This is a genomic window from Mesorhizobium sp. 113-3-3 (assembly GCF_016756495.1).
Classification (GTDB): Bacteria; Pseudomonadota; Alphaproteobacteria; order Rhizobiales; family Rhizobiaceae; genus Mesorhizobium.
On the sequence record NZ_AP023243.1, the window covers coordinates 3,552,161 to 3,577,378 of the forward strand.

Annotated in this window: 30 protein-coding genes and 1 riboswitch; of the genes, 21 read left to right on the top strand and 9 right to left on the bottom strand. The window is 58.5% G+C overall.

Translation table 11 applies throughout. The features are described 5' to 3' along the window. Positions 1–36: 36 nt before the first annotated feature. On the bottom strand, positions 37–609 hold the full coding sequence (locus tag JG746_RS17270) for a recombinase family protein (RefSeq protein WP_202353905.1): 573 nt from the start codon (positions 607–609) through the stop codon (positions 37–39). 188 nt (positions 610–797) lie between these two features. On the opposite strand from JG746_RS17270, the gene JG746_RS17275 reads away from it, so the two are divergent. Further along, positions 798–1,361 (top strand): hypothetical protein, encoded by a 564-nt coding sequence (locus tag JG746_RS17275; RefSeq protein WP_202353906.1) that lies wholly within the window; start codon positions 798–800, stop codon positions 1,359–1,361. A 127-nt stretch (positions 1,362–1,488) separates the two neighbouring features. Here JG746_RS17275 and JG746_RS17280 read toward each other — a convergent pair whose 3' ends face one another. Further along, entirely contained in the window at positions 1,489–1,887 is a 399-nt protein-coding gene (locus JG746_RS17280; protein ID WP_202353907.1) for a hypothetical protein, read from the bottom strand. A gap of 618 nt (positions 1,888–2,505) precedes the next feature. After that, positions 2,506–2,703: a hypothetical protein gene (locus tag JG746_RS17285; protein WP_202353908.1), complete on the bottom strand. Its 198-nt coding sequence runs from the start codon at positions 2,701–2,703 to the stop codon at positions 2,506–2,508. A gap of 664 nt (positions 2,704–3,367) precedes the next feature. On the opposite strand from JG746_RS17285, the gene JG746_RS17290 reads away from it, so the two are divergent. The 3 genes from JG746_RS17290 (at position 3,368) to JG746_RS17300 (ending at position 5,952) form a co-directional block, all read left to right on the top strand. Next, positions 3,368–4,540 (top strand): hypothetical protein, encoded by a 1,173-nt coding sequence (locus JG746_RS17290; protein WP_202353909.1) that lies wholly within the window; start codon positions 3,368–3,370, stop codon positions 4,538–4,540. A gap of 163 nt (positions 4,541–4,703) precedes the next feature. Then, positions 4,704–5,084 carry a hypothetical protein gene (locus JG746_RS17295; RefSeq protein WP_202353910.1) on the top strand — a complete coding sequence of 127 codons (381 nt, stop codon included), beginning with the start codon at positions 4,704–4,706 and terminating at the stop codon, positions 5,082–5,084. A 4-nt stretch (positions 5,085–5,088) separates the two neighbouring features. Further along, entirely contained in the window at positions 5,089–5,952 is an 864-nt protein-coding gene (locus JG746_RS17300; RefSeq protein WP_202353911.1) for a lysozyme inhibitor LprI family protein, read from the top strand. Positions 5,953–6,046: 94 nt separating this feature from the next. Here JG746_RS17300 and JG746_RS17305 read toward each other — a convergent pair whose 3' ends face one another. Beyond that, complete coding sequence (locus tag JG746_RS17305; protein ID WP_202353912.1) at positions 6,047–6,889, bottom strand: hypothetical protein; 843 nt, start codon at positions 6,887–6,889, stop codon at positions 6,047–6,049. A gap of 458 nt (positions 6,890–7,347) precedes the next feature. Here JG746_RS17305 and JG746_RS17310 point away from each other — a divergent pair, with 458 nt between their 5' ends. Next, entirely contained in the window at positions 7,348–8,409 is a 1,062-nt protein-coding gene (locus JG746_RS17310) for a hypothetical protein (RefSeq protein ID WP_202353913.1), read from the top strand. A 103-nt stretch (positions 8,410–8,512) separates the two neighbouring features. Further along, complete coding sequence (locus JG746_RS17315; RefSeq protein ID WP_202353914.1) at positions 8,513–8,884, top strand: hypothetical protein; 372 nt, start codon at positions 8,513–8,515, stop codon at positions 8,882–8,884. A gap of 235 nt (positions 8,885–9,119) precedes the next feature. On the opposite strand, the gene JG746_RS17320 is transcribed toward JG746_RS17315, so the two are convergent. Further along, a complete protein-coding gene (locus JG746_RS17320) occupies positions 9,120–9,920 on the bottom strand; it encodes a hypothetical protein (RefSeq protein ID WP_202353915.1) in 801 nt (266 codons plus the stop codon). Between the two features lie 117 nt (positions 9,921–10,037). Between JG746_RS17320 and JG746_RS17325 the strand changes: the two genes are divergently transcribed. Next, on the top strand, positions 10,038–10,508 hold the full coding sequence (locus JG746_RS17325; protein ID WP_244730305.1) for an MFS transporter: 471 nt from the start codon (positions 10,038–10,040) through the stop codon (positions 10,506–10,508). Positions 10,509–10,511: 3 nt separating this feature from the next. Here JG746_RS17325 and JG746_RS17330 read toward each other — a convergent pair whose 3' ends face one another. Beyond that, complete coding sequence (locus JG746_RS17330) at positions 10,512–11,648, bottom strand: aromatic ring-hydroxylating oxygenase subunit alpha (protein ID WP_202359391.1); 1,137 nt, start codon at positions 11,646–11,648, stop codon at positions 10,512–10,514. Between the two features lie 170 nt (positions 11,649–11,818). Next, positions 11,819–12,016, top strand: a riboswitch (cobalamin riboswitch). A gap of 33 nt (positions 12,017–12,049) precedes the next feature. Here JG746_RS17330 and JG746_RS17335 point away from each other — a divergent pair. The 5 genes from JG746_RS17335 to JG746_RS17355 are packed head-to-tail and all read left to right on the top strand — an operon-like array spanning position 12,050 to position 14,528. Then, on the top strand, positions 12,050–12,229 hold the full coding sequence (locus tag JG746_RS17335) for a CbtB domain-containing protein (protein ID WP_027046966.1): 180 nt from the start codon (positions 12,050–12,052) through the stop codon (positions 12,227–12,229). Between the two features lie 15 nt (positions 12,230–12,244). Then, positions 12,245–13,063 carry a CbtA family protein gene (locus tag JG746_RS17340; RefSeq protein ID WP_202353916.1) on the top strand — a complete coding sequence of 273 codons (819 nt, stop codon included), beginning with the start codon at positions 12,245–12,247 and terminating at the stop codon, positions 13,061–13,063. After that, complete coding sequence (gene cobU, locus JG746_RS17345; protein ID WP_202353917.1) at positions 13,056–13,571, top strand: bifunctional adenosylcobinamide kinase/adenosylcobinamide-phosphate guanylyltransferase; 516 nt, start codon at positions 13,056–13,058, stop codon at positions 13,569–13,571. Before JG746_RS17340 ends, cobU begins: the two co-directional genes overlap by 8 nt. 1 nt (position 13,572) lies before the next feature. Further along, positions 13,573–14,187 carry a cob(I)yrinic acid a,c-diamide adenosyltransferase gene (gene cobO / locus JG746_RS17350; protein ID WP_202353918.1) on the top strand — a complete coding sequence of 205 codons (615 nt, stop codon included), beginning with the start codon at positions 13,573–13,575 and terminating at the stop codon, positions 14,185–14,187. A gap of 26 nt (positions 14,188–14,213) precedes the next feature. Further along, positions 14,214–14,528, top strand: coding sequence for a hypothetical protein (locus tag JG746_RS17355; RefSeq protein ID WP_202353919.1), 315 nt, complete (start codon positions 14,214–14,216; stop codon positions 14,526–14,528). Positions 14,529–14,545: 17 nt separating this feature from the next. On the opposite strand, the gene cbiB is transcribed toward JG746_RS17355, so the two are convergent. Then, on the bottom strand, positions 14,546–15,517 hold the full coding sequence (gene cbiB, locus JG746_RS17360) for an adenosylcobinamide-phosphate synthase CbiB (protein WP_202353920.1): 972 nt from the start codon (positions 15,515–15,517) through the stop codon (positions 14,546–14,548). On the opposite strand from cbiB, the gene cobD reads away from it, so the two are divergent. Further along, positions 15,516–16,562, top strand: a complete 1,047-nt coding sequence (gene cobD / locus JG746_RS17365) for a threonine-phosphate decarboxylase CobD (protein ID WP_202353921.1) — start codon at positions 15,516–15,518, stop codon at positions 16,560–16,562. The genes cbiB and cobD overlap by 2 nt on opposite strands. Further along, the gene (locus JG746_RS17370; RefSeq protein ID WP_202353922.1) at positions 16,559–17,068 is read left to right on the top strand and encodes a tyrosine phosphatase family protein; all 510 of its coding nucleotides are present in this window, start codon (positions 16,559–16,561) and stop codon (positions 17,066–17,068) included. Before cobD ends, JG746_RS17370 begins: the two co-directional genes overlap by 4 nt. On the opposite strand, the gene JG746_RS17375 is transcribed toward JG746_RS17370, so the two are convergent. Both JG746_RS17375 and JG746_RS17380 read right to left on the bottom strand, forming a co-directional pair. Next, positions 17,069–17,872, bottom strand: a complete 804-nt coding sequence (locus JG746_RS17375; protein WP_202353923.1) for a creatininase family protein — start codon at positions 17,870–17,872, stop codon at positions 17,069–17,071. A 54-nt stretch (positions 17,873–17,926) separates the two neighbouring features. After that, a complete protein-coding gene (locus tag JG746_RS17380; RefSeq protein ID WP_202353924.1) occupies positions 17,927–18,310 on the bottom strand; it encodes a RidA family protein in 384 nt (127 codons plus the stop codon). A gap of 265 nt (positions 18,311–18,575) precedes the next feature. On the opposite strand from JG746_RS17380, the gene JG746_RS17385 reads away from it, so the two are divergent. Genes JG746_RS17385 through JG746_RS17415 form a run of 7 tightly spaced genes read left to right on the top strand, consistent with a single transcriptional unit; the run spans position 18,576 to position 25,132 of the window. Continuing rightward, positions 18,576–19,580, top strand: coding sequence for an ABC transporter substrate-binding protein (locus tag JG746_RS17385; protein ID WP_199642407.1), 1,005 nt, complete (start codon positions 18,576–18,578; stop codon positions 19,578–19,580). Positions 19,581–19,592: 12 nt separating this feature from the next. Beyond that, on the top strand, positions 19,593–20,417 hold the full coding sequence (locus JG746_RS17390; RefSeq protein ID WP_202353925.1) for an ABC transporter ATP-binding protein: 825 nt from the start codon (positions 19,593–19,595) through the stop codon (positions 20,415–20,417). Next, positions 20,404–21,252 (top strand): ABC transporter permease, encoded by an 849-nt coding sequence (locus tag JG746_RS17395; RefSeq protein WP_202353926.1) that lies wholly within the window; start codon positions 20,404–20,406, stop codon positions 21,250–21,252. The genes JG746_RS17390 and JG746_RS17395 overlap by 14 nt, the downstream gene beginning before the upstream one ends. Positions 21,253–21,256: 4 nt before the next feature. Further along, positions 21,257–22,558: a cytosine deaminase gene (locus tag JG746_RS17400; protein WP_202353927.1), complete on the top strand. Its 1,302-nt coding sequence runs from the start codon at positions 21,257–21,259 to the stop codon at positions 22,556–22,558. Further along, positions 22,558–23,964 carry an FAD-binding oxidoreductase gene (locus JG746_RS17405; protein WP_202359392.1) on the top strand — a complete coding sequence of 469 codons (1,407 nt, stop codon included), beginning with the start codon at positions 22,558–22,560 and terminating at the stop codon, positions 23,962–23,964. Before JG746_RS17400 ends, JG746_RS17405 begins: the two co-directional genes overlap by 1 nt. Next, positions 23,964–24,545 carry an NAD(P)H-dependent oxidoreductase gene (locus JG746_RS17410; protein ID WP_202353928.1) on the top strand — a complete coding sequence of 194 codons (582 nt, stop codon included), beginning with the start codon at positions 23,964–23,966 and terminating at the stop codon, positions 24,543–24,545. Before JG746_RS17405 ends, JG746_RS17410 begins: the two co-directional genes overlap by 1 nt. Beyond that, complete coding sequence (locus JG746_RS17415; protein WP_202353929.1) at positions 24,545–25,132, top strand: NAD(P)H-dependent oxidoreductase; 588 nt, start codon at positions 24,545–24,547, stop codon at positions 25,130–25,132. The genes JG746_RS17410 and JG746_RS17415 overlap by 1 nt, the downstream gene beginning before the upstream one ends. Positions 25,133–25,218: the final 86 nt, after the last annotated feature.

Here is a 25,218-nt window from a genome sequence, read left to right on the forward strand (position 1 = left end):
ATACCTGTTTCAGCCATTTTCAGTCCTGCTGCGCCCCTATTGCGATGAAACCATTGCCCGTGCGGAAGGCAGGTATCGGTAAAGAGTCGGCAGTGAAACGCTGAGGCGCTCCGCCACCTCTTTCACCGTGATTTCTGGATCCGCCAGCAGAGCTTTTGCGGCGGCAATGTCGGATTCCCTCAGGGAACGTGGGCGTCCACCAAGCTTGCCCTTCTCCTTGGCCGCCGCAAGCCCGGCAAGAGTCCGCTCACGAATGGTCGAGCGTTCCCATTCCGCTAACGCACCGAAGACATGGAAAATCAGTCGACCTCCGGGTGATCCCGTTTCCAGTTGTTCGGTTATCGAGCGGAGGTCGATGCCACGCCTGTTCAGATCCTCGACGGTATCGAGAAGTTGGCGAAGCGAGCGGCCTAAACGGTCGAGCTTCCAAACGATCAGTGTGTCGCCTGAACGAAGATAGTCCAGCGCCTTCGTCAGCTCCGGACGATCCCGCTGCGCTCCAGAAGCCTTTTCAAGGAAAACTTTTTCGACACCTTCACGCTCCAATGCCTGCAATTGCAGGTCGAGCGACTGTTCAACTGTGGAGACACGGGCATATCCAATCTTCAAGTGGGGCCACCTCTCAAAACTCATCAGTCCGTCTGGTATTGAGATAGAGGTTTCGAGATACAGTTTCAAGATACCGAAGAGCGAGAATTGCGGGAATCTATCGATTTGAATGCCAAGCTATCAAAAACCTTCGTTTTGAAGATGCAAGCTGCGAGGTCGGACGGATATTCCTCTGCTGGTACAGCTTCATGGCTTTGGATGCATTTAGAGGAATACTGCCGAGGAGCGTTGCGGTTGGCGGCATTTTTCGAAACAATGGGCGCTGGAAAAAGGGGGGCATTGAAATGCGATTCTTGATAGCCACGATGTTCGTTGTCAGCGGAACGTTGTCGTCCGCTGCCCAATCGATTGAGGTTAAGGTCGTGTCGGCAACAGATGAGCAGGCGATGTTCGGCGACAAAAAGGAACAATGCGAACTTGGGTTCGAAATCACCAACAACGCTTGGGGAACGTTAAATCGAATTGCAGTTCCGCTTGGTGCTACTGACGACAGGGGAAGAGGGGTGGACAAACTTCTCATTGCGAGAGCATCTAACAGTGACGTCTTTACTTGGATCCCCATCGCTAAAGGCCAAACCGCTAAGGTTAAGGGAGACGCCGTATTCAAGGAGGAGTGCAAATATATCGCCAAGATCTATGTCGACGGCTCAGTCGATGACGAGGATTGCGCAATTAGGATGATGCCTGAGGAGGCAAAGTGTTCAGACATCGTGAAGCTAACGACGTCTCTACCAAATCTGAAAACAGAATAATTTGAGCGTCCTTACTAGCTAAGTCTGCAAACCATGATTTTGATGATGGCTTTCTGGTCAACTGATACTGATGGGTGTCTTAGAACTGCCCAACCCGCTGATCAGTGAAATCTCGGACGAAAGCCACTCACTCCGTTGTAATGTCGTCTAGGCGGATTGAGAACGATGGCTTGGTAATCTCGGTATAAGGGCCGTCATCGACGTAGTCGATCACCCCATCGCCCGTGGGGTTGAATTTCCCTGTGAATTGGATGAACTGATTTTCGCTAAGATCACGCAGCTTTTGCTCTACTTCGCTGCCTCTTGGTACCGAGGCATGAAGGGTCGCTTCGGAGTCCCCAACCGTGATCTCCACTGTTGTTGAGGAGTCTGTCACATTTAAATGCGATAGGCGACCCACCCATCTGTCGACCCCAGCCGCTAAAATCGGTCGAAGCTGCGTACTTCGTCCCTTGAGGATCTCGTCACGCCTCAAGGGGTTTCTCTCCCCCAAATATTTAATTCTGGCGTCGCTGATGATAGACAAAACTCTCGCCTCATCCGCTGGCGAGGACGGTGCTCGGATCTGGGGAGGGCTTTTGCTAGGCGTGTTCAAGCCTACAATGAAAATTGTCCCAATCCCTATCAAGATAGCGGGAAACAGAAACCGCAGCTTAGATCGATTCGGTGCACCGCAATGGCCGCAAATCTTCGCAGTTTTGAATACCCCCTGACCGCATTTGGAACAGAGCTTAAAAGTTGTGGCCTCGCTCATCCCGTTTTGAGCTCTATGCCGCTTTGGGACGGGTAAGCAGGGCCATAATCCCAAGTATTACGGCGCCAATGAGCCAGACCACTATTAGGATCGTAATTCCTATGCCGGCTCCTATCGAGGTGCCTACTTTCTCGGCGTCGGTCATCGCACCCATTTTTTCAGACGTTGCAGAAAATCCGGCGTATATCCAGAATATCATAAGCAAATTGAAGAGCCAAAAGAATGATATAACAATCTTACCAAAGATACCACGCCTTGCCTTTCGCAATCGTGCACCACAGGATGGGCAGCTCATTGCTGATGTGCTCACTTTATTTGAGCAAGACGGACATTGTATCAATGCAGGTGCAGCCATAGTTCCCCCTTGTCCACCCTTGCGGACATCCCAGTTCAATGTGTCGGCATGCCGACCGACAACCCAAGCTGGGTACCTTCAACACGAAATTTGATGCGGATCAACTCATTGTCCAAGTAATACACGGGCCGTGGTCCATAGCGAATCTGTGGATCTGCCTGATGGGTGCTTTCAATCGTTGCGGGGAGGGGCAATGCGCAAGCTGTCACACATAGCGGGAGTTCTTTATTCATGACGTCTCCGCTGCGAGCGGCGGTAATCGAAAGAATTCCGCAATCACCCGGCAATCCAGATCGAAAATTCGTTAGCGGCGTTATCGGGCCCGATGGCGACGCTCTTTTCACCAGATCGCTCGCCACCACGAATCAGCCGTCGTGGTTCTGAACAGCGGGGCGGATCGGTTTTGCCGGCGCTGGAGATAGGTCGGGCAAGGCTGAAGGCTTTCGCTACCGCTGTGGCGAGTGAGATCCTATGTGCCTCCGCATGTGCTCTGGCACGGCTCGCCCCGGCTAGCGGGTGAGCGAGTCAGCATTGAGCGTGCGAGACGATCCAGCCGGGGGCAATCAACACGTCTCCCTCTTGTGCAAACTCGATGGCCCTTTTGAGGACGAAACCTGTTCGCTGAAAACCTTCTCGCTCAACGGTGCTGGTTGTGGCGTAGCCCACAAACATGCTTTGTGCGTCCCAACAGCCTCTAGAATCTTGCAGGAATTGATTTCTAACTTGCGGGGATTGATTTCTAACATGTCAATGGAACTCTTGTGGGACAGCGCCGAACCGATATGTTCATTCCCGCAAGAGCAGGGTTAAATGGGACGTCTCAAGCGTTTCGTGCCCTCTTGCCATTGCGAGTAGTTGTCGCCACCATCCGGGTTAAGGTGACGGGCGGGGGTTTAAGTGGCAGAGCGATCAGGACTGCACGTTAACGCAAGCGTTAGGGGGATGGGCTGGCTGCTCGCATCGCAAGGGGTGCAGGTATTACAAAACCGTCGCCTCCACTCTTCAATCGCCGATATGAACAAGGCCATAAAGAAACAAGGTCAATCGTTTGATCGGCTAAATGAGCAGCAGGAAATTTCTAATGAGCGGCAGGAAATTTCCAATAAAGAGCTTATTCTCTTAAATAAGCAGCAAGCTTCAGCAAACAGCGAGTTGATTAAACAGACGGCGCTTTCAGAGTTGCAAGCTAAGCACCTTAGCAGGCAAGTCGAGTTGATGGAATACGAGATAAACAAAAAAACAACATCTGCGATTATCAAAAATGTTATTTTCGAGCTCAAGCAACATATAAGCCATATTTCAGGTCTTGGTTCTAATGTGGAGAAATACCTTCTTTTCAAGGCAACTTATATAGATATTGATGAGAAAAATATAAGATATGACCAAATTGAAGAGATACATGATAAGGAATATCTTGCTTCCGCAATAGAGTCACTTCGCATCGGAATTGAAACTGCAATCAGAGACATAACGGGCGAGGAATTGTTGGACTTGAATCGATTGGACGCAATCCACGAAGAAATTTCTCGGGAAAAAGAAAATCTTGATCGTGTTTCACAAATATTCAGCGAATACACGGATTTGGGTAAAATCCCGATCAAGAAAGTTGTTAAGAATAGCCCAAGACAAAACCGAAATGATATTTTGATGAAATGGTGGTTCTTATTAGGGTTGGCGATTGCTGGATTTGCATTAGCTGTCGTTTCAATTGTGAACAATCCTACAAAAATATCGACGCCTCTTTTTCTGTTTTCCTTTTCGGCATTCGGAGTCTTTGGTCTTGTCTACAAGATTGCGTCGGCGCTCATTCGCAGAACCTATGAGGCTGTGGGGCAGGCGAGAGCCGAGCGTCTTAAGGCAGCTTCGGAGAAAAGAGATCATGAGCTGTCGAGTCGCCTTCGAGAGATCGAAAAAATTGCCAATAGACCGATCTTTGCGGGTGACGTTGGTAAGCTCCAATTCGATGAAGCAGCCAAGTTATTTGAAGATAGAATCGAGCAATTGAGGGAAGAATTTGTTCTGACAACTAAAAGATACCCAAACATCGCCGGAGTTGTCCAATTGGTGTAACCGGGCATAGGGGCAATCGCCTCTTTGATTGCCTGAATGTCCAGCGGGTGTCTAACGCAAGCTTCGTCACGAGCGAGCATGCAGGTTCTCGTACGGGGAGCTATTGCCTGATCCCGAAAAGGCGAAGCGGGAGCTTTTGGCAACCAAGACAGGGAGTGGTAGAATGAAAGTAGGTGTAGCCGCTGTTTTTGTGGCGGGGATACTGGGACTGTCGGTGCAGTGGGTCGAGGCCGCTGACAAGCTCCCCTTTCCCGATGGTTCATATGCGTCCAAAGCGAAGTTCTGCAAAATGAGCAGGGAACAAGCCTACGCCGAATTCGAGTTTGCCTTCTATGACATCAGGGGCAAAGAGATCTCGAACTATGAGACTTATTGCACCGTGAAAAGCGTTTCAGTCAAAGGGAGCGCCATAGAATTCAAGCAGGTGTGCGAAACCGAGGGCGAAAGCAAGGTCGACAAGGTAGCTTGGAAGAAGCTCAGTGCCAACAGCTTCTCGGACGAGAAAGGCCAAATCTGGACGGGGTGCGGGCGCTTTGTTGAATGATCCAATGCGCCTGTCTGCACGAGTGCTTTTGGGTATGGCGCTTGCGATCTGTCTACTTCCGTCTGGCGTCGGCGTTGCGGCCAGCTTCGATTGCCGAAAGGCCTCAAGTAAGGAAGAGCGCCTGATTTGCACGAACCGGAATCTGTCGGCACTTGACGGCCAGATGGCGGACGCATTTAAGGCGGCCCGCCGAAAATCAAACGAAAAGGATGCTCTTCTGGCTGATCAGAAGGATTGGCTGGAGACACGAAGCATGTGCGTTCTTCGGGGCGATAAGGCGATGCAGATTAATTGCCTGATCTCTGCAACCGAAAATCGCCGGGCCGAGTTGCTGAACCTTACCATGAGTGGCGAGTTGGCACCGGAAGGTAGCGCCGCCACGATGTCGAACTCCATTGTCGGGCGAAGAATCCAAGGCCGTTGCCACATGGATTATTGCGGCTGGTTTAGCATTGAGGAGCGCAGCATCGCCGCTCGTGCGCCAGATGGTGTACTCTACAGGGTGGAAAGTCGGTATTGGGAATCAAAACATCCCGAAGGCACCTATGACACGCCGGCTCCTTTGAAAGACAATGGGCGAGGCGATTGGTATGTGTTCTGTTCGCTGACACGTCCGGCGATGATGTTCCACGACAGCAGCACTGAAAACAACTGGGTTGTTTCGACGCTATCCCCAAACGATCAAGGTGGGATTTTTGGCTATAATGAGTCGTCATACACTGAATATTTTGCGGCCTGCCATGATATCGAAATCACTGATGTCTATGGTCAGATCTCTCCGAAGGTAAAGGGTTTAGGCTATCGGGTTGATGCAGAAGCCGTTAAGCAGGAGCGGTTGTCTAACCCGAAGGACTATCTGTCGGAATAGCGCATACTCTAAGCGGTCTGGCGGAGCCCGTCTGGCAGTTCCACAAGTCGGAAGTGCGTTTGCTTTCGCTGGCGCACTTCCGCTACGTGCCATTTCATAAGCCAAACAAAAATTTCTTATTCAAACCCTCGATCTGTGAATCGATTTTGGACAATTTGTCGATACGGGGCCAATTTTTTCCTAGATTGGAATCGTTCCAAGCCTCCATCAAATTGTTGCAAAGAACACCGTCATTGAACCTGCCCGGAGACGATTCAAAGAATTCGTAAATCCTGTTGAATGGGTATCCTTCTGGCTCTTTGGAGTTTCCGATTAGGGCCTGAAAGGCTTTCTCGATAATTTCCTCAGTTCCGCTTTGACCTTTGAAGAGGGTTTTGAGGGCATAACAAAAAGCTACGGTAAATCGTGCCGGAAAATCCGTCTCTCTCCAAAAATCTTTGATTGTAGGCTCAATGTCTGGATGGGCATTGAGAATGTCTGAGATCTTTGAACTTCCCAGCGTTACGCTTGAATGCTCCCCGCACAGAAAAGCTAAAAGACGTGCAACTTGCACGCACTTAATGGGTTTGCTAAAGCCGGCTATGGTTGCCATATGGGCTGGGGTTCTTCGTACTCCTACATCAACGTGGCTCGCTTTTGTGTCGTCTTCGTCACGGATTATCCAAAAATATTGGGATAGTCCTGAACGTTCAACCGCCTTGAGTCTGTGCTGCCCATCAATCACGCAGTTTGTTGACGAGAGCAGACGTATCGTATTGTTTGATACGATAGAAGAATCCCATCTTCCTTCCTTCATGTCGGCTGCATAGAGTCTAACGGCGTTGCGATTTAGCGGGCGCTTTTTGCCCGGAATAGAAAGAAGTTCTTTCGCCCGTTCCGGCGTTATCAGCTCCTGTTTGAAGTTTTCGATCTGAGGAATGATCAGTTCAGTTTGCATTTGATGCTTCCTTGTTGGCTTGTTGATATCGCTTGATTGCGATGTTTGGGCATCTAAGCTGGCTGAAAGGGTCTTTCAAGGCTGGGAAAAATCTATAGTTCGAGATTGCGATTCTATCATAAAGAAAAATGATTCTGGTGATTATATTCTTTCTCAGACAAAAGTTCACTGGCAATATGAATCTATTAAGGCGCCGTTGCCTTGATGGATGCCCTCTTACAACAAAGTACAGTGATCTTTGCACGATATGCCGAATGAACTGGAATGCTGACTCCAAGAGGTTTCAAAAGACGCTCTGAAAACCGACTAGAATCGAAGTCAAGACGAGGATTGTTGATTCGCCACACCAACCTATCCGGATGGTTGGTGCCCGTGACTTGCGCATTGTCGGGCACTTTGCCTATGCACGGTGGCCAGTCATGCCTTAGGATACCAAATCGCATTCGGACGGTGGGCAGATGTTTACTCAAAAAACGCTGATGATCCTTGGGGCAGGGGCAAGCAAAGAAGCCCATTTGCCGACTGGCGATGAACTTAAAACGAGGATTTCAAACGTTCTGAGAGTTCAGGACAATAAGGATTTCTACCGAACCAAAAGCGTATCCAATGACCTCATTATGGAGGCTTTGCGACACGCAAGCCAGACCGCTACCGACTCAAAGGTGGCGATGAAGCTCTACACTGATGCAGCGGCGCATATTAGCCGTGCGATACCGCTTATCCGCTCGATTGATGAATTCCTGAATTCGCACAACGAATCCAAGGAAACAGAATTGGTTGGCAAGCTGGCCATTGTTCACCAGATATTGGATGCAGAACGCCGCAGCCTGATGTTCGAAAAGCATCCCACGGTACAACTTGACTTTAACAAGCTGACCGGAACTTGGTACAACAGGATGGCGGCGCTTTTGTTCAATTGCTCATTGACAGAGCTTCCGACCAAACTTGAGGCGCTAACCGCCATCGTCTTCAACTATGATCGGTGTTTCGAGCATTTTATGCTTAATGCGATCAAGGAATTTTATCGCATTCCGGAAGGCGAGGCGGCAAAGTTGGTTAGACTGATAAAGATTTATCATCCCTATGGAACCGTTGGTTCACTGCCTTCAATGGGAGTAAATTCGGCAAATCCTTCTCCATTCGGTGGGGATGTAACGGGCGGGCAACTCTTGGAGCTTTCAAAGGGCATCAAGACGTTCACAGAGGGAGTCGACCCGGACTCCAGCGAGATTAAGGCAATCAGGGAAGCCGTGAAATCTGCGACGACGATTGTGTGCCTTGGTTTCGGCTTCATACCGCTCAATATGGACTTGTTGCGCCCGAATATGTTCGCCCTACCGACGACAGCCAAGAAAACCTACTACGCAACGGCAGTAGGGCTTTCAGACCCAGACACAAATTTGATTAGAGCCGATCTTATCGATTTGTGTCCAGCCAGCGAAGTTGAAACCTACCTCGATAACAAGCTCTATTGCGCCGACTTGTTCAGAGAATATGCCCGTAGCCTCTCCCTTGGCTGAAACCAAAAATCATTCTTCCTTTGTTTAAGGAATCCGCTTAGTAGGAAACTATCGGCAAACGGGAAAGCGGTTTCGCTTTCTTAAACAGGGAAAGGGAGACCTCGTGGCAATCACATATATGGACCAGTTGAAGAAGCTGGACGAACAGCAAGCCAAGATCGAACAGGAACGCCAGAAGCTACAGGCAGCGGCGCATGACGAAGGCATGAAGGCTGTTAATGACGCTATCGCAGCGCTGAACGATCTTGGCTATTCGTACAAGGTGGTGGAAACCAAGGGTGTCCATTTCGTCACGCCAAAGAAGGTCAAGGGCTCAGGAGCCGGAACCCGTGCACCATCAACCGGACCATGCCCAATCTGCCAGTTCGAAACCAATCCGCATCATGACGCTAGGAAGCATCGTAGCCAGCCGGAAGGCCAGAAGAAGCCATTCACGGCAGAGGAATTGACGACATTGGGTTTGGTCAAAGTTTGAGCGGTGAAGGCCGCTAAACCCAAGCGGGAAACTCTGGAAATGTTGGACGGAAGAAAGGTCTTTTCGGCCGACAATTGGAAAACCATCTGGCAGGCCAGAGGTGATCCAGACGGCAAGAGTCACCGCAAGGTTTTCGACAATCCGGTTCCTTGTCATCCTTCAGGGTTCCTAACCCTAAAAAACCGCTGATACACACTTCACAAAGAACCCCGGCAAGTCCGGGGTTCTTGTGGCTCTAAGGTTCTATCTCGACATACCGGCAGTTGGCGTAAAATTTTCCCACCTGCCACGTGAAGTGGTGTTCCGATTGATCGGTAGCCGAACAGGTTTCGCCAATGATGTTTTGGCCCTTCGGATTGGTCACTATGGACTTGGCGGTGTAATTCCAGAAACTATCAGCTTGCGGATCATCCGGCTTCGAAAATTCGCTGTACTCAATCGTGCCACATGAGTCGCCAGTTTGAATGGTCGATTGCCAGCGTTTGGTTGAAAAATTAAGGGTGAAGGTCTTATCGAACTTCCAATTGCTGATTTTGCATGTGGAGTTGGCCAAATCTTCGCTTGCTCTGGCCATTGCCTCAGCGTTGGTTCGGTCATGGCTTTTGCAAAAATCGGCAAAGGCTTTCATCATTTTCAGGGTGTCAGCTTTAGCTACTGGCGGCTGCTTGGCCCAATTTTCTTCGAAACCCTTCTTATCGGCCACTTCGGCTGGTGCTTTTCCGCTTTCCAAAGCCTCCACAATGCCGGGATAGGAATCGCATCCCTTGAATTCAGAAGCTGGAGCTTTGAGCAAATCACCCACACCTTTTGCAATGCGTTCTGCCGCTTTCGTCTCGTCCGGTTTGCTAACGGTCGTCTGGGTGAAGTGGCAATGCATCTGATCCACAACCGGTGCATCGCATTCAGCGGTGATTGCGCTTTTCTCGTCGGCATTCAGAACGTAAACGGTGTTTGGCGGGATGTTGTCGGCAAAGGCATTGGTGGATGACATCGATAGGGCGGCAACTATCAAAGCCGCCTGCACTTGAGCACTCATACGAAATCCCTCCACCAGTTAGAGACATATCATTGGGCGTGTTGGTCTGAAAGGTTCGGAAAAACCCACGGAACGCCGGGAATCCGGGCTTTTCTGCTTTCAGGAATTGACCAAACCATGTTCATGGTGATCACCGGCGAGGGCAAGCTGGCCGGCGGCCTGCTGGTCTCGGCCGGCAACGCACTTTTGTTCATGGCGATCTTCTGGGGCAAGGCCGGAAAACGCTTTGGCGGTCGGCGCACCATGACATTTGCTTATTTCGCCATGTCGGCGATGCTTCTGGCCGCAGGCACTGTCGGCGAAACCGTGCCGCTGCTCACCGGCGCTTTCCTGCTGTGCGGCGCGTTCTTCACCATCGCGCTCGATGCGCTGGGGTCGACCGCCTTCATGCGTTCGGTGCGCTCCTATGAGCGGGCGCAGATGGCGGCGGTCTACCGCACCTATCTCGACTTTTCCGAGCTGACGCCGCCGCTGGTCTATTCCGTCGTGCTGGCCTTCTTCGGATTGGGCTCGGTTTTCGTCACGCTCGGCCTGCTGGCGGCGGTGTGCGGCTTCGTCACCTGGCGCTATCTGCCGAAGTCGCTTTGATCTTCAGGGCTTGGGTGCAAGTGCGCCATGGCGCTCGCGCACCCAGTTGTGGAAGCGGTGCAGCTCATACTCCTCGGGCATCAGTACGCCGGCGGCGTGGCGCATCGAGCGCAGGCCTCTCTGGTTGACCTCGCAGATCGCCGCGTCCTCTTCCAGCACCTGTGAGCCAAAGGCGACGATGTTGTCGATGTCGGTCACGGCCAGCGCCTCGGGCGCGAAGAGCCATTCCGCGACAAGCTCCGTCTGTTCGGGACCGAGCGGCACCAGGCGCACGGTCCTAACATAGTCGACATGACCGACGATGAACATCGACGGCAGGCTGGTGGCGTAGGTCTGGCCGGCGGCGCGTTCGGCTGGTGTCAGGCCTGAGAAGACCGGCCCATGCGTCTTGCCGTCACTCGACCATGTTTCGGCGCCGGCGCGCAGGCCGCCGGAAAATTCCGGCGCGTCATTGTCGGCGTGGCGTGTCCATTCGGGATCGTCGTGCCGGCTCATCAGGCCGCGGCCATAGATCGGCACCAGCCGCGACAGGTCCTTGTGCACGCCCGGACAATGCAGGCACTCGTTGAAGTTTTCCCAAAAGATCTTCCAGTTGCAGTGCATCACCTTGCGCAGCACATGGCCCGATAGCAGCGTTTCCAGCGGCCAGTTGCCGAGATCGCCGGAGGCCGGGTCGAAGGAGGCCTGCGCGGAGCCCGCCGCATCCTCCTGCAGATTGACGAAGACGAAGCCGCGCCACACCGAGAGCGCGACGCGATAGAGCGGATGGTCGGCCTTGTCGAAGCCGTCCGGCAGCGATTTTGAAGGCACGCGTACGAGGTCGCCGCGCTGCGAATAGGACCAGGCATGGTAGGGGCACGTGATCAGCCGCGCCTTCAGCCGGCCTTCGCTCTCCTGGCAAAGCTGCGAGCCGCGATGCCGGCAAGTGTTGTGGAAGGCACGCAGTTCGCCGGTGTCGTCGCGCAGCACGATGATGTCCTGCGTGCCGATGCGGAATCGGCGGAAGGCCAGCGGCTCTGCCAAATCGGCCTCGCGGCAGACGAGCAGCCAGTTTTTGTACCAGATGGCGTCGAGGTCGCGCTGGTAAGCCGCTTCATCCCAATAGGCCGACGTGGGCAGGGTCGATTCGACCTGGGTCAGGCCATTGTAAGGGGCGCGCTCGCTGGCAGTGGGCTACATGGCTGGCTTCCTGTGAAGCGATCAGCCGACACCCGGCCAGGAGAATTGTCAATTGTCGTGCCTGGAGACGGCATGGCGCAATCGCGCTGGTTGTCGGCGGAATTTGGTTTGCCGCGTGTCGCGATTTTCCCTATAGTCATGCAGTCGTCGGTTCCGTTTTGGAGCCAAGAGGGAATGCGGTGCGGGCGAAGTTCTTGCCCAATGCCGTGGCTGCCCCCGCAACTGTGTGCGGTAGTCCTCTCCATATGCCACTGAAGATTCGTCTTCGGGAAGGTGGGGAAGGGCGCTGATCCGCGAGCCAGGAGACCTGCCGACGACGGCAAAACTGACAGGCCCTCGGGTGGAGGGTGAAAGGACAAGATATGAATACCGCTTCCGTCTCCCTCGGCGCCTCCGTCTCCTCGCAGTCGCGCTTCATGCAGCTGGCGCTTGCCGCGCTGCTCGGCACGTTCATCATCGGCTTTGTCGGCTTCTCGCATATCGAAGCGGTCCACAATGCCGGTCATGACAACCGGCATTCGATGGCGTTTCCCTGCCACTGACGAGGATCTGACATCATGAATCTGTTTCGCAACGTCGTGTTCATCGCGGCGATAGCAGGGCTCGTGGCCGGCGTCGTCCTCGCCTGCATGCAGGCCTATGCCACCGTGCCGCTGATCCTCAAGGCGGAAGTCTACGAACAGGCCGAAGGCGGCCACAGCCATGACCATGCCGCCGCGCCCGCGGCGCCGGCCAATGCTGCCAGCGGCAACGCCATGAGCTCTGCCGCGCCGGCGGCATCGAACGCCATGAGCGCCGCCACCCCGGCTCCGGCCGTTGCCGCTGCTCCGGCCGAAGACGAGGGCTGGGCGCCGGCCGACGGCTTCGAGCGCTTCGCCTTCAACGTGATGTCCAATGTCGTCACCGGCATCGGCTTCGCGCTGATCCTGGTCGCAGTGTCGGAATTCGCCGGCGGCATCGGCAATTGGCGCCAGGGCGTGTTCTGGGGCCTGGCCGGCTTTGCCATCTTCACTTTGGCGCCAGGTCTCGGCCTGCCGCCGGAACTGCCGGCCATGCCGGCGGCGGACCTCACGCAGCGCCAGATCTGGTGGGTGGCGACCGTGATTGCAACCGCTATCGGGCTCGGCCTGATCGCGTTCCGCAAGTCGCTGCCTCTGGCCATCCTAGCCGTGGCGCTGATCGTTGCTCCGCACATTGTCGGCGCGCCGCAGCCCGACAGCTTCGAGACGCCGATCCCGGAAGGCCTGCATCACCAGTTCGTGGTGGCGGTGACGCTGACCAATCTGGTGTTCTGGCTGGTGCTCGGCGCCGTCGTCGGCGTGGTGCGCGGACGCTTCACCGGCACCGCGACCAGCCTGCGCGACAGCTTTGCCTGATCGCAACGAACTGACCTTCATCATCGGCGGTGCGCGCTCCGGCAAGAGCGCGCATGCCGAAACCCTGGCGACGGCCTTGCCCGCGCCATGGACCTATATCGCGACAGGCCAGGCCTATGATGACGAGATGCGCGAGCGCATCGCGCTGCACCGCTCGCGGCGCGGCGAGGGCTGGACGACAGTCGACGCACCGCTCGATCTTGCCGCCGCGCTCGAGGCGTTGCCCGACAACCAGCCGGTACTGGTCGACTGCCTGACGCTATGGCTGACCAATCATATGCTGGCCGATCACGACGTCGTCGCCGAGTGCCGGCGGCTGGCGGATGTGTTGTCGCGGCCGCGCGGACCCTGGTTCGTGGTCTCCAACGAAGTCGGGCAAGGCATCGTGCCCGACAATGCCCTGGCGCGCCGTTTTCGCGATGACGCCGGCCGGCTCAACCAGCATGTCGCTGCAATTGCAGATACGGTGCTGCTGATGGTGGCGGGGCTGCCGCTCAAGGTGAAGTGACATGACCGACATCGACAATAAGGACGAAGAGCGCCATCGCGCCAAGATGGCCAAGCGCAAGGCCGTGCAGGATGCCGAGGTGGCGGCCAAGACGATCGAAAAGGGGTTGTTGATCGTTAACACCGGTCCGGGCAAGGGCAAGACCACGGCCGCCTTCGGCCTGGCGCTGCGGATGCTCGGCTATGGCAAGCGCGTCGGCGTCGTGCAGTTCATCAAGGGCAAATGGCACACCGGCGAGAAGGATGCGTTTGCTGCCTTCGGCGATCGCGTTGTCTGGCACGCGATGGGCGAGGGTTTTACCTGGGAGACGCAGGATCTGAAGCGCGATATCGCGGCCGCCGAAACTGCCTGGGCCAAGGCGCTGGAGTTGATCGCCGATCCCTCGATCAGCCTTGTCGTGCTCGATGAACTCAACATCGCGCTACGCTACGATTATCTCGATCTCGACAAGGTGGTTGCCGAGCTGAAGGCGCGCCGCGAGGGCCTGCATGTCGTCGTCACCGGCCGCAACGCCAAGCCGGCGTTGGTCGAAGCGGCGGACCTGGTTACCGAAATGGGCGTGACCAAGCACCACTTTTCAGCAGGCGTGAAGGCGCAGCAGGGGATAGAGTTCTAGTCGCTTGGCAAGCGGGAGCGTTGTTTTTGGAACAAGCTGTAATCGTCTATCTTCGTCTCAATGACGGTCAGTTTGGAACGCTGCGAGAGCACGAACCCGTTCGCGCGTTGGAGGAACGGTTAGAGCAAGCCGTTGGAAGTGCTTCGGTCGGAGAGTTTGACGGCGATTTGTTTGGTGAGGGTGAGTGCGTCCTCTACATGTACGGGCCAGATGCTGAACGACTTTTTGCCGTGATCGAACCTATATTGAAATCGTCTCACGTGGCTGCCGGCGGGTATGCGATCAAGAGGTTCGGCGAGGCAGCTGATCCAAGCGCAAAGGAAATCCGCGTCACTTGGTAGGTTGGGTTTCGATCTACTCAGGCCAAGATGACGACGACCGAAACCAGCCCAAACAGCGCGATCAGCAGATAGTCGGCCATGCGGTAGAGTTTCAGCGCCCGCCGGATGTCGCCGCTGTCCACGTCGCGGCGGCCGCCTTCGCCCATGAAGGCGTCGTCGACCATGATGCCGCCATAGCTGCGCGGCCCGGCAAGCGCCAGGCCAAGCGCGCCCGCCATGGCCGCTTCCGGCCAGCCAGCATTGGGTGAGCGGTGCTTTTTCGCATCGCGCCACACCGCCTGCCAGGCGCTGGCGGGATCGGCACCCTTGACCAGGAAAGACGCCAGCACGATCAGCAGCGCCGTCAGCCGCGACGCCGGCAGGTTGATCCAGTCGTCGAAGCGCGCCGCCGCCCAGCCGAAAGCCTCGTGGCGCGGGGTGCGGTGGCCGATCATCGAATCGGCGGTGTTGGCGGCCTTGTAGGCGGCGCCGCCGGCCAGCCCGCCGAGACCGGTCCAGAAGGCGGGCGCGACGATGCCGTCGGAAAAATTCTCAGCCAGGCTCTCGATCGCCGCGCGGCAGACGGCGGCGCGGTCGAGCGCTTCGGGATCGCGGCCGACGATGCGCGAGACGGCGACACGACCCATGGCGAGGCCGCCCGAATCGAGCGCGTCAGCCACGGCCTCGACATGTTCGTAGAGGCTCTTTTGCGACAGAAACGATGTTGCCAGAAGGACGGCGATAAAGAATCCCAGGGGAACGAACCAGAGCAGGACAAGCTGCACGCCGAGGCCGATCACCGCCGGAACCAGCACGATGAGCAGCAGCGCCTGGACGCCACGTTGGCGACGCAACGCGTCGGGATCAGTGGCGCGGTTGAGCCTCAAGTCGAGAAAGGATATCAGCCTGCCGAACCACGTCACCGGATGGCCGATGGCGCGGAAGAGCCAGTCCGGGTAACCCAGGACGAATTCGACGGCCAGTGACAGGAAAGCGATCAGGACTGACATGAAGCTTCTTGAAGGAGCGGTGGACCATGGTGGAAGTCTTGGCCGGGCGAGGGCGCTTTTCCCCAACGCCCCTCAGCCTTTCGTCGACCTTTCGACCGGTATCAACCCGCACTCCTACCCGCTTTTCGACCTGCCCGCCACCTCGCTGTGGCGATTGCCGGAAGCCGCGCGGGCGCGCGAGCTGACGGAGATCGCCGCCAGCACCTATGGCGCGCCATCGCCGGCCAATGTGGTCGCGGCGCCCGGCACGCAGATCCTACTGCCGCGCGTGGCGTCTCTGGTCAGACCCGGCAAGGCATTGGTGCTGGGACCGACCTATGCCGAACATGCGCGCGCAGCGGCGATCGCCGGGCATGAGGTCACCGAAGTCACCGATTTTGCCAAGCTGGCGCAGGCCGACCTTGCCATCATCGTCAACCCGAATAACCCGGATGGGCGCGTCATCGAGCGCGACCGGTTGCTGGCGCTGGCCGCCGGGCTGCGCGCCAGAGGCGGGCTGCTGGTCGTCGACGAGGCCTTCATGGATGTCGGCCCGCGCGAGCACAGCCTCGCCGGCGACGTCAATCGAGGCGGGCTCGTCGTGCTGCGCTCGTTCGGCAAGTTCTTTGGGCTGGCCGGACTACGGCTTGGCTTCGCGCTTACCGATGCAGCAGCGGTTGGCCGGCTGGAGACGCAATTCGGGCCATGGGCGGTCGCCGGCCCGGCGCTGGAATACGGCATTCGCGCGCTTGCCGATATTGGCTGGCAGGACGCGATGCGGGCATCGCTTGCCGAGGCATCCGCTCGGCTGGACGCATTGTTCGGCCGTTTCGGCGCGCCTGTCGCGGGCGGCACCACATTGTTCCGCTATCTCGGCCTGCCGGATGCCGCCGGCCTGTTTTCCGCGCTTGGCGAGAGGGGCATTCTGCTTCGCCATTTCAGCGACCGGCCGTTTGTCTTGCGGGCCGGCCTGCCGGGGAGTGAGGAGGAGTGGCAGCGGCTCGAATCGGCCCTTGCCGATTGGGCGACGCGGCGCGAGGATCGCAAAAAGGGTTCAAAACAATGATCCATGTCTGCTCGCTGGCGAAGGTCGAGGAAACGGTGGCCAGGACCGGCGCCGATCGCATGCTGTCGCTGCTCTCAGTCGGAACCGAGGTGACGCGTCCGGTCTCGATAGCGAGGGAAAACCATCTGCATCTGGTCATGCACGACATCGCGGTGGCGCAGGACGGCATGACCATGCCTGGCGAGGAGCATGTCCGCGAGGTGCTCGATTTCGCGCGCCGCTGGGACCGGGCCAAGCCCATGGTCGTGCATTGCTATGCCGGCATCAGCCGTTCGACTGCCTCGGCCTACATCATCGCCGCCGCATTGGCGCCAAAACGCGACGAGGCCGAACTGGCGCGGACGTTGCGGGCGCTGTCACCTTCGGCGACACCCAATCCGCGGCTGATTGCCGTGGCGGACGCGCTGCTGGATCGCAATGGCCGCATGATCGAGGCGATCCAGTCGATCGGGCGCGGCGCGGATGCGTTTGAGGGCACGCCGTTCGAGCTTGATATAGACGGTTAGTTACTTCAGCCAGTCGGCGAGCTTCGCCTTGCGCACATCCCTGAGCAGGCTGATGAAACCGTCGGCCTGGTGCTCTGCCGTCAGCCGGCCTTTTTCAGCCGTAGCGATGCTGGCGTCGCCGACCACGCCATTGGGGTTGAGATCACTGGCGATCCAGGCAAAGGCGTGGGTGCCGGTGTGGCGCAGCAGCGAAAATTCCGTCTCTGCCCTGGCGACGTTGGAAACGAAATTGTCGGCCTTGCCCATGTCGACGAGGTCCGGCCGGAAATGCAGCATCAAGGACGTCTCGACATCGCCGCCATGGATGCCGTGGCGGTCGTCGAGTTCGGTGTACATGCCGGCCGGGCGGCCAAAGCGCTGCCAACTCGTCTTCACCGCCAGCATCTTTTCGCGCACGCGCAATTCGCGCGTGATGATGCCCATGATCTCTTCATTGCCGCCATGTGAGTTGACGACGATGAGTTTGCGCACGCCGGCGCGCGCGATCGACACGCCAAGTTCGGTCCAGGCTTCGACCAGCGTCGTTGCCGGCAGAGTGAGGGTGCCCGGCGCATGCAGATGTTCGTTTGATTTGCCCACCGCCTGGACCGGCAGGATGCGGATGTCGAGATCGTCCGGCAGGCGCGAAATGACCGTGTCGAGCATGCCGTTCATGATCGAGGTGTCGGTCGACACAGGCAGATGCGGCCCATGCTGTTCGATAGCCGCCACCGGCAGAACGGCGATCGTCGCCTCGGGATCGATCGAGGCGTATTCGGTGGTCCGGTAGTCACCCCACCAGACGCGTCTTTTGGCTGCGGTCATATCATGCCTCTTCGATGATCGGTGAGACCTAGCGCGGGACAGGCGTTCTGTCGATCACCCGGCCGCGATGGCTTCGACTTCGACCTTGAATTCGGGCCGGGCAAAGCCGGAAACGATCATCAGCGTCGAGGCCGGCGCCGGGCTCGAAAACAGCCGGTCGCGGACATCCATGTAGGGCCGCAGATGCGCGCGGTCGGTGACATAGGCGTTGATGCGAACGATGTCCTGGAGTTCCAGCCCAGCCTCGCCGAGAATCGCCTCGATGTTGCGGAAGCAGAGCTCGGCCTGGGCGCCGGCGTCCTCGGGAATCTGGTCGTCCGCCGTGATCGCCACCTGGCCTGAGCACAGCACCAGCCGCTTGCCCGCCGGCACTTCGACGCCGTGGCTGTAGCGGGCAAAGGGCGGCTTGATCGACTTCGGGGTAAGGAATCTGAACATGGCAATCTCCTGGATGCCGTCAGCCTAAGGCCGTATTCACTACAGCTTCAAGATGGCTTGGGATGTCGCCGGTGCGATTGTGGACAGGCGTTCAAAAAATAGGCACGATGCCTTCGGTGCAGCACGACCTTTCCGGCTTTCGCAGATGGCTGTGGTGCAGGCGGGCGGGTTCCGGCGCGAGACGCCGGTGGCATGTGTCTTGCTTCTTGAATCTTTGGTGTCGAGCCTGGCGCGTGGCGCCGGAGCAAACAGAGGGTGGTTGTCGATGTACGCAAAACAGAAGATCTCGGTAGCGGCGGTGGCCCTGCTGGCGGCCAGCACGCTGGGCGCCGCGGCGAATGAAAAAGTCACCTTCGGCACCAACTGGCTGGCCGAGCCGGAACATGGGGGTTACTACCAGGCCGTGGCGGACGGCACCTACGCCGCCTGCGGCCTCGACGTCACCATCATGCAGGGCGGCCCGCAGGTCAGCGGCCGGCCGATGCTTTTGGCCGGCAAGATCGATTTCTACATGGGTGGCAATCTGCTGTCGGCTTTCGATGCCGTCCAGCAAGGCATTCCGATGCGCGTGGTGGCGGCCGATTTCCAGAAGGACCCGCAGGTGATCATGTCCCATCCCGGCGAGGGGCTGGACAAATGGGAGGATTTGAAGAACGCCGACCAGTACATCCTTGGCGACGAAGGCGTGCAGACCTTCTTCCAGTGGATGGTCACCGCACTCGGCTTCGACGCCGCCAAGCGCGCGCCCTACACCTACAACACCGCTCCGTTCCTCGCCAACAAGAAGTCGATCCAGCAGGGCTACGTCACCTCCGAGCCGTTTGCGGTGAAGAAGGAAGGCGGCTTCGTGCCGAACCAGTTCCTGCTCGCCGATTATGGCTGGGATACGTACTCGACGACGATCGAGGTGATGCAGGACACGATCGACAAGAAGCCGGAGGTGGTCCAGTGCTTCGTCGATGGCTCGGCCAAGGGCTGGTACAAGTACCTCTACGGCGACAACAAGGCCGCCAACGACATGATCAAGAAAGACAATCCCGACATGAGCGACGAGCAGATCGCTTTCTCGATCGAGCAGATGAAGAAGTTCGGCCTTGCCGATTCCGGCGACACCGAGAAACTCGGCATCGGCGCCATGACCGACGCGCGCATCAAGAGTTTCTACGACAAGATGGTCAAGGCCAAGGTCACGCCGGAAGGCATCGACATTTCGAAGGCCTACACGCTGGCCTTCGTCAACAAGGGCGTCGGGCTCGACCTGAAGAAATAGGTCGGCCTGGGCATGATAGGAGAAAAGGTGGCGCGAGCGCCGGCATCGGACGTCGCTCCGACCTTGCTGGCGCTGCGCGGCGTCGGCAAGGTGTTTTCCAACGGCGTGACGGCGCTGAGCGATGTCGACCTGACGATCCGGGAAGGCGACTTCCTCAGCCTGCTCGGGCCGTCCGGATGCGGCAAGTCGACGGCGCTGCGGCTGATCGCCGGCCTGTCGACGCCGACTTCCGGCGTGCTCGACTGGCGCGGCGGCGGCTCGCTCGACCGTGCCAATATCGGCTTCGTCTTCCAGGAGCCGACGCTGCTGCCCTGGGCCAGCGTCTTCGACAATGTCTGGCTGCCGCTCAGGCTGAAGGGCATTTCCCGCGCCAAGGCGGCGCCTGCGATCAGAGAGATGCTGGCGCGGGTGCACCTGACCGGCTTCGAGGATGCCGTGCCGCGCGAACTGTCGGGTGGCATGAAGATGCGTGTCTCGATCGCGCGCGCCATGGTGACCAAGCCGCGCGTGCTGTTGATGGACGAACCGTTCGCGGCACTCGACGAGATCACCCGCTTCAAGCTCAACAACGATCTGCTGGAGCTTTGGCAGGACGAGCGCTTCACCGTCGTCTTCGTCACCCACAGCGTTTTCGAAAGCGTGTTTCTGTCCAACCGGGTCGTCGTCATGGCGGCACGGCCGGGCAGGGTGTTCGACGAACTCGCCATCGAGGCCCCCTATCCGCGCGACGAGGCGTTTCGCACATCGCCCGACTATGCAGCCCTTTGCCGTCAAGCTTCCGACGTGCTGGTCAATGCCATCAATTCAACAGCGGGCTCGCATCATGACGGTCATTGACGGCACGTTGAAACTCGACCCCGAGGAAGCGCGCCGTGTGCGCCAGGAGCGGTTCGAGCGTATCGGCCGCTGGGTGCTGCCGCTGGCGATCATGATCCTGGCGATCTGGCTGTGGGATCGCATCTGCGTGTGGAACGAGATCCCACAATATATCCTGCCGCGCCCCGGCGTGGTGCTGCAGACGCTCTACAACGATGCCGGCCTTTTATTCTCCTCGCTGCTGGTCACCTTGCGCATCACCTTTCTCAGTCTGGCCTTGGCGGTCATCGGCGGCGTCGGCCTGTCGGTGCTGTTTGCGCAATCGAAATGGGTGGAGATGTCGTTCTTCCCGTTCGCCATCGTGCTGCAGGTGACGCCGATCGTGGCGATCTTTCCGCTGATCAACATCTATGTGAACAACCAGACGACCAAGCTCCTGCTCTGCGCCTGGATCGTCGCCTTCTTCCCGATCCTGTCCAACACCACGCTTGGCCTGAATTCGGTCGACCGCAATCTGCGCGACCTGTTCAAGCTCAATGGCGCGACGCGCTGGCAGCAATTGCGCTATCTCAGGCTGCCGGCGGCGATGCCGTATTTCCTCGGCGGGTTGAAGATCGCCGGCGGCCTGTCGCTGATCGGCGCCGTGGTGGCCGAGTTCGTCGCCGGCGCCACCGGCCAGTCGTCGGGGCTCGCCTCGCGCATCATCGAGGCCGGCTACCGGCTCAACGCGCCAAGGCTGTTCGCGGCGCTGTTCCTGATTTCGCTGACCGGCATCCTGATCTTCCTCGTGCTGTCGCTGATCTCGCATCTCATTTTGCGGCGCTGGCACGAAAGCGCGCTGAAGCAGGAGCGGTAGTGCCGTGATTCCGGACTCAGCCTCATACCAGCTCGCCAACGCCCGCGTTCATCGATCGCTGACGCCGGGTCTTGCCGCTGCTTACGACAATGACGGTTTCACGCTGGCCGACATTGCCATTGCCGACGGCAAGATCTCCCGCATGGCCCCGCATGGCAAATCGAAAGCGCCGGCGGAGGCTATCGACCTCGCCGGTCGTATCGTGCTGCCGTGCTTCGTCGACTGCCATACTCATATCGACAAGGGCCATATCTGGCCGCGAAAGCCCAATCCCGACGGCACCTTCATGGGCGCGCTCAATGCCGCGGGTGCCGACCGCGTCGCGCGCTGGAGCGCCGAGGACCTGGCCAGACGCATGGATTTCTCGCTGCGCTCGGCCTACGCGCATGGCACCAGGGCGCTGCGCACCCATCTCGACAGTGTCGCGCCGCAAGAGGAAATCTCCTGGCCGGTGTTCGAGACGATGCGCGAGGCCTGGCGCGGCCGCATCGAATTGCAGGGCGCCTGCCTGCTCGGCATCGAGGGCGTGCGCGACAAGAAATGGTTCGACAGGCTGGCGAAGCGGGTCGCCGCCGCCAGGGGCGTGCTCGGCGTCGTCACCTATATGGTGCCGGACCTGGAAGAGCTGCTCGACCATGTCTTCGCGCAGGCGATCAAGCATGGGCTCGATCTCGATTTTCACGCCGACGAGACCGACGATATCGCCGCCATCTCGCTGAAGAAGATCGCCGAGGCGGCCCTATGGAGCGGCTTCGAGGGCAAGATCCTCGTCGGCCATTGCTGCTCGCTGGCGCGGCAGCCCGATCTCGAGGTGCTGGACACGCTGGACAAGGTGGCGAAGGCCGGTCTGGCGGTGGTGTCGCTGCCGATGTGCAATCTCTATCTGCAGGATCGGCGCGGGAACCAGACCACGCCGCGCTGGCGCGGCGTGACGCTGCTGCACGAGATGAAGGCGAGGGGCATTCCGGTCGCGGTGGCCTCCGACAACACGCGTGACCCCTTCTATGCCTATGGCGATCTCGACATGCTGGAGGTCTACCGCATGGCGACGCGCATCCTGCATTTCGATCATCCCGTCGCCGACTGGCCACAAGCGGTCACTGCCACGCCGGCCAAGGTGATGCGGCTCGATGGTTCCGGCACGCTTGCCGCCGGCGGCGATGCCGATTTCATCCTGTTCAAAGGTCGAAACTGGACGGAATTGCTGTCGCGGCCCGAATCGGATCGCATCGTCGTGCGCGGCGGCCGCGCGATCGAGCGGCAATTGCCCGACTATGCCGAACTCGACGAACTGATGGTGGAATGATGGATGTTTCGGCGCTCAAACGCGATCTCGAGGGGATAAAGCTCGACGACAATCCGGCCATCGTCCAGCAGAAGAGCCGCGACTTCTACTGGTACAGCCCGGTGCTGAAACAGCAGCTCGACCATGTCACCGGCGACCTGATCGTGACGCCGAAGACCGAAGCCGAGCTGATCCGCGTGCTGGCCGCCTGTCACCGGCACGGCGTGCCAGTGACGCCGCGCGGCAGCGGCACCGGTAATTACGGTCAGGCGATGCCGTTGTCGGGCGGCGTGGTGCTCAACCTCGCCGAAATGAACGAGATCAAATCGATCGCGCCGGGGCGCGTGGTGACCGGGCCGGGCGCGGTGCTGGCCGATATCGACAAGGCGACACGCGCGCATTCCGGGCAGGAACTGCGGCTGTCGCCGTCGACCTACAACACCGCCTCGATCGGCGGCTTCATCGCGGGCGGGTCGGGCGGCGTCGGCTCGATCAATTTCGGCGGCCTGCGCGATTTCGGCAATGTACTGCGCCTGCGCGTGGTGACCATGGAGGCCGAGCCGAAAGTGCTCGAACTCACCGGCGAGGATCTGCACAAGGTGACGCACGCCTACGGCACCAACGGCATCATCACGGAAGTCGAGATGCCGCTGACCGCGGCCTATGAATGGGTCGATGTCATCGTCGGCTTCGATGCCTCCTTCATGGACGCTGCGCGCTACGGCAACGCGTTGGCCTGCCAGGACGGCATCCTGGCCAAGCTGATCACGCCGATCGCCGCACCGGTGCCACAGCTCTATTTCAAGCGGCACCAGAAGTTTTTCAGGGAAGGGCAAAGCATCTGCGTCGTCATGGTGGCGCAGCATGGGCTGGATGCGTTCCTTGCCTTCACCCGGCGCGCCGGCGGCGAGGTGATCTTCAACGCCGCCACCGCGACGGCGGAGGAGAAAAAAGGCCTGCCGCCGGCCTATGAGCTGGCCTGGAACCATACGACGCTAAGGGCACTGCGCGTCGATCCCGACATCACCTATCTGCAGTCGCTCTATCCCTTTCCCAACCAGCTGGCGCTGGTCGAGAAGATGGATGCGATGTTTCCCGGCGAAGTCTTCTCGCATCTCGAATTCGTGCGGCTGGACGGCAACATCACCTGCTTTGGCCTGCCCTTGGTGAAGTTCACCACCGAGGCACGGCTCGACGAGATCGTGCGGCTGCACGAGGACAATGGCTGTCCGATCTTCAACCCGCACCGCTACACGCTGGAGGAGGGCGGCATGAAGCAGACCGATGCCGTGCAACTCGCCTTCAAGCGCGAGACCGATCCGCAGGGCCTGCTCAATCCCGGCAAGATGATCGCTTGGGAAAACCCGGACTATGACTATCGTTCCGGACGGACCTTTTTGTTCAAGGGACTGCAAAAGGCAGGCTGATGAACATCCTCGTCCTCTACGCGCACCCGGTCGAGACCAGCTTCAATGCCGGCCTGCACCGGTTGATCGTCGAGCGGCTGACGGCGGCGGGCCATGCGGTCGACGATTGCGACCTCTACGCCGAGGATTTCGACCCGCGGCTGATGCGCCAGGAGAGGCTGGATTATCACAGCCCGCGCGGTTCCGCCGACCCGGCGGCGCCCTATGTCGAGCGCCTGCTGCGTGCCGAGGCGCTGGTGCTTTCCTACCCGGTCTGGAATTACGGCTTTCCCGCGATCCTGAAAGGCTTCTTCGACCGCGTCTTCCTGCCCGGCGTGTCGTTCAGGCTGGTCGACGGCAAGGTGCAGCCGTCGCTGCACAACATCAGGAAGGTGGCGGCTGTCACCACTTATGGCGGGAGCCGGTTCCGCGCCATGGTGATGGGTGATCCGCCACGCAGGCTGATCAAGCGCATGCTGCGCGCCACCGTAAAGCCGGGCGCGCCGGTGACTTATCTCGCGCATTACGCAATGAACCTGTCGACCGACCAGACGCGAAAGTCCTTCATGACGAAGGTCGCGGCGAGCATGGATGCATTCTGATGCGTGTCCTCGTGGTCTATTGCCATCCGGTGCCGGAAAGCTTTTGCGCCGCCATCCGCGACACCGCCCTGGATGTGCTCAAGGCAAGGGGCTGGGAGGTGCGGCTGCTCGACCTCTATGCCGAGAAATTCGACCCGGTGATGGGCTGCGACGAGCGGCGCACTTACAACAATCAGGCGCCGCAGGACCCGGCGCTGAAGCCGCATTTCGAACTGCTCGCCTGGGCCGAGGCGATCCTGTTCGTCTATCCGACCTGGTGGTACGGGCTGCCGGCGATGCTGAAAGGCTGGCTCGACCGGGTGTGGGCGACCGATGTCGCCTTCAAGCTGCCTGTGGGCAAGGGGCGGATCACGTCGCTGATGACGCATGTCACCAAGGTCGGCGTCATCACCACCTGCGGCGCGCCGACCTGGTGGAGCGTCGTCGTCGGCCAGCCCGGACGCAAGACCTTGCTGCGCGGCATGCGGGCGCTGTGCGCGAGACGCTGCAAGACGTTCTTCCTGGCGCACTATCTGATGGACGCCTCGACGCCCAAGACGCGGGCGGCGTTTCTGGCGAAGGTGCGGACGAAGCTGGAAAGGTTTTAGGGGATGCGCGACTCTCCCTTCTCCCCTTGTGGGAGAAGGTGGCCTCGCGAAGCGAGGTCGGATGAGGGGTGCGTGAGGGATCTCTG

Excerpts from the sequence above, each read along its gene's own strand:
- JG746_RS17305 (WP_202353912.1), bottom strand. The coding sequence starts at position 6,889 with ATGCAAACTGAACTGATCATTCCTCAGATCGAAAACTTCAAACAGGAG.
- JG746_RS17410 (WP_202353928.1), top strand. The coding sequence starts at position 23,964 with ATGAACATCCTCGTCCTCTACGCGCACCCGGTCGAGACCAGCTTCAAT.
- JG746_RS17325 (WP_244730305.1), top strand. The coding sequence starts at position 10,038 with ATGTTCATGGTGATCACCGGCGAGGGCAAGCTGGCCGGCGGCCTGCTG.
- JG746_RS17395 (WP_202353926.1), top strand. The coding sequence starts at position 20,404 with ATGACGGTCATTGACGGCACGTTGAAACTCGACCCCGAGGAAGCGCGC.
- JG746_RS17415 (WP_202353929.1), top strand. The coding sequence starts at position 24,545 with ATGCGTGTCCTCGTGGTCTATTGCCATCCGGTGCCGGAAAGCTTTTGC.
- JG746_RS17300 (WP_202353911.1), top strand. The coding sequence starts at position 5,089 with ATGCGCCTGTCTGCACGAGTGCTTTTGGGTATGGCGCTTGCGATCTGT.
- JG746_RS17275 (WP_202353906.1), top strand. The coding sequence starts at position 798 with ATGGCTTTGGATGCATTTAGAGGAATACTGCCGAGGAGCGTTGCGGTT.
- JG746_RS17385 (WP_199642407.1), top strand. The coding sequence starts at position 18,576 with ATGTACGCAAAACAGAAGATCTCGGTAGCGGCGGTGGCCCTGCTGGCG.
- JG746_RS17285 (WP_202353908.1), bottom strand. The coding sequence starts at position 2,703 with ATGAATAAAGAACTCCCGCTATGTGTGACAGCTTGCGCATTGCCCCTC.
- JG746_RS17335 (WP_027046966.1), top strand. The coding sequence starts at position 12,050 with ATGAATACCGCTTCCGTCTCCCTCGGCGCCTCCGTCTCCTCGCAGTCG.
- JG746_RS17390 (WP_202353925.1), top strand. The coding sequence starts at position 19,593 with ATGATAGGAGAAAAGGTGGCGCGAGCGCCGGCATCGGACGTCGCTCCG.
- JG746_RS17370 (WP_202353922.1), top strand. The coding sequence starts at position 16,559 with ATGATCCATGTCTGCTCGCTGGCGAAGGTCGAGGAAACGGTGGCCAGG.
- JG746_RS17405 (WP_202359392.1), top strand. The coding sequence starts at position 22,558 with ATGGATGTTTCGGCGCTCAAACGCGATCTCGAGGGGATAAAGCTCGAC.
- cbiB (WP_202353920.1), bottom strand. The coding sequence starts at position 15,517 with ATGTCAGTCCTGATCGCTTTCCTGTCACTGGCCGTCGAATTCGTCCTG.
- JG746_RS17310 (WP_202353913.1), top strand. The coding sequence starts at position 7,348 with ATGTTTACTCAAAAAACGCTGATGATCCTTGGGGCAGGGGCAAGCAAA.
- JG746_RS17295 (WP_202353910.1), top strand. The coding sequence starts at position 4,704 with ATGAAAGTAGGTGTAGCCGCTGTTTTTGTGGCGGGGATACTGGGACTG.
- cobD (WP_202353921.1), top strand. The coding sequence starts at position 15,516 with ATGAAGCTTCTTGAAGGAGCGGTGGACCATGGTGGAAGTCTTGGCCGG.
- JG746_RS17375 (WP_202353923.1), bottom strand. The coding sequence starts at position 17,872 with ATGACCGCAGCCAAAAGACGCGTCTGGTGGGGTGACTACCGGACCACC.
- JG746_RS17320 (WP_202353915.1), bottom strand. The coding sequence starts at position 9,920 with ATGAGTGCTCAAGTGCAGGCGGCTTTGATAGTTGCCGCCCTATCGATG.
- JG746_RS17340 (WP_202353916.1), top strand. The coding sequence starts at position 12,245 with ATGAATCTGTTTCGCAACGTCGTGTTCATCGCGGCGATAGCAGGGCTC.
- JG746_RS17380 (WP_202353924.1), bottom strand. The coding sequence starts at position 18,310 with ATGTTCAGATTCCTTACCCCGAAGTCGATCAAGCCGCCCTTTGCCCGC.
- cobO (WP_202353918.1), top strand. The coding sequence starts at position 13,573 with ATGACCGACATCGACAATAAGGACGAAGAGCGCCATCGCGCCAAGATG.